Genomic DNA, 1859 nt, shown 5'->3' with positions numbered 1-1859 from the left:
ATTTACGGGGCAGTTCAAAAATGGGCTGCTTTCTCTTATGAGGAAAAGTCAAAATAATTCCTCTTTAGTAATCTCGGTATAGCCATAAGTTCTTCGAAACTGATTACTTTCCCAAGTTGTTTACAATTAATCAAATACAACTGATTCTCAATCTCTTTTACAATCAGCTCACTCTGATAAATCATCAGACAATCAGGGCAGAAATGGGTGGGGGTATCGGTAATTTCTATAGCTTTTGTTCCATCAGGTAATTCCCAAAAAACTGAATCGGTAGTTTTAGCTACATTGGTGCTGTCACACCACTCACATATTGTTTTCACCTCAGCCCCTCCTATTCCTTCATCGATTCTTCTGCTGAAGTGCTATCAGCGGCGGCTGTCTGACCCACTTCCTTCTGAGTCAATGCTTTAAATTTCTTTTCCTTTAATTCATCTCGTTTACTGCGCTTATCCTTTAGCGTCGTATGGGCAGGGTTCTGGTTATAATCTTGGCGGCGATTTAATCTAGATAATCCCTCTGGAACCAGATTAAAGTGCTGGTCATTCATTATCCCTGCAATTCCATTAAGTGATTTCTTCTCTTCCATGTCAGGATATATCCCTTGAAAATATGCTTCAGCCCTTCCAGGAACGTAATTCTCGGGCTCTGGGTAAGAGGTAATGACGCCTTCGAAATTGCGAAGAACCACTTTCTCGGGACTTTGGGAAATCAGATAGTTTGGCTGAAGGGCGATTTTCCCTCCGCCGCCGGGTGCGTCAACGACAAAGGTTGGTACAGCATATCCCGAGGTATGGCCCCGCAACCCCTCGATGATTTCAAGTCCTTTTGACACCGGAGCACGGAAATGACCAATCCCTTCCGATAAGTCACATTGATAAATGTAATAGGGGCGGACACGAATTTTAACTAGGTCATGCATGAGTTTTTTCATGATTGGAACACTGTCATTGATTCCAGCGAGTATCACTGATTGGTTACCCACAGGGACGCCTGCATTAGCAAGCATTTCACAAGCCCTTTTTGAATCCTCTGTAATCTCGATAGATGTATTAAAATGGGTATTAAGCCAGATTGGATGGTATTTTTTCAAGATATTACAGAGGTTTTCGGTGATCCGCTGTGGGAACACAACGGGGGCACGTGTCCCTATTCTAATAATCTCAACATGGTCAATTTCCCGCAGATTTTTAAGGATATATTCCAGAATATTATCATTTATCAACAGGCCATCACCGCCTGATATTAAAACATCACGCACTTGCGGGGTATTTCTGATATACGAAATAGCGGCATCGAGCTGTTTCTTCGGAACACCCATGCCAATTTGTCCTGAGAATCGTCTCCTCGTACAATAGCGGCAATACATCGAACATTGATTGGTCACTAAGAAGAGGACGCGGTCGGGATAGCGGTGCGTTAAGCCTGGTGTCGGCGAATCTTCATCCTCATATAATGGGTCTTCAAGGTCATATTTTGTTTTATAGATTTCCTTCGATATCGGCACCGATTGCATTCTAATCGGACAGCGTGGGTCATCAGGATTCATTAAGGAAGCATAATATGGTGTAATATTTAAGGGAATGGTTTTCGTTGAAATCCTGACCCCTTCTTCTTCATCAGGTGTTAAATTAATAACCTTTTTTAGATCATCTAAAGTTCGAATCGTATTGGTCAGCTGCCAAATCCAATCGTTCCACTGCTCTTCTGTTACATCTTTCCAAAGCTCTATATCCTTCCAATTTCTAGTTGGTTTATATAAAAATTGTTTCATTATAAGTTCCTCCCATCCTGCTTCACTAAATAATATGCAAGATTTATGCCAATGGTAAAAGCGGAAGCAACCGTTTAGCGGCGTATGG

General features: G+C 41.9%; 2 protein-coding genes. Both read right to left on the bottom strand.

Translation table 11 applies throughout. The features are described from left to right. Window positions 1-35 precede the first annotated feature (35 nt). On the bottom strand, window positions 36-320 hold the full coding sequence (locus tag V7121_RS24870) for a YokU family protein (protein ID WP_335548249.1): 285 nt from the start codon (window positions 318-320) through the stop codon (window positions 36-38). Between the two features lie 11 nt (window positions 321-331). Beyond that, a complete protein-coding gene (gene ablA / locus V7121_RS24865) occupies window positions 332-1771 on the bottom strand; it encodes a lysine 2,3-aminomutase (protein WP_335548247.1) in 1440 nt (479 codons plus the stop codon). Between the last annotated feature and the right edge of the window lie 88 nt (window positions 1772-1859).

Source organism: Neobacillus drentensis, from assembly GCF_036962125.1.
Taxonomy (GTDB): Bacteria; Bacillota; Bacilli; order Bacillales; family Cytobacillaceae; genus Neobacillus; species Neobacillus drentensis_B.
This window is presented reverse-complemented; position numbering and strand designations above follow the sequence as displayed.

Bases quoted from the DNA above. Each gene is read 5' to 3' on its own strand.
- ablA (WP_335548247.1), bottom strand. From the start codon at position 1,771: ATGAAACAATTTTTATATAAACCAACTAGAAATTGGAAGGATATAGAG.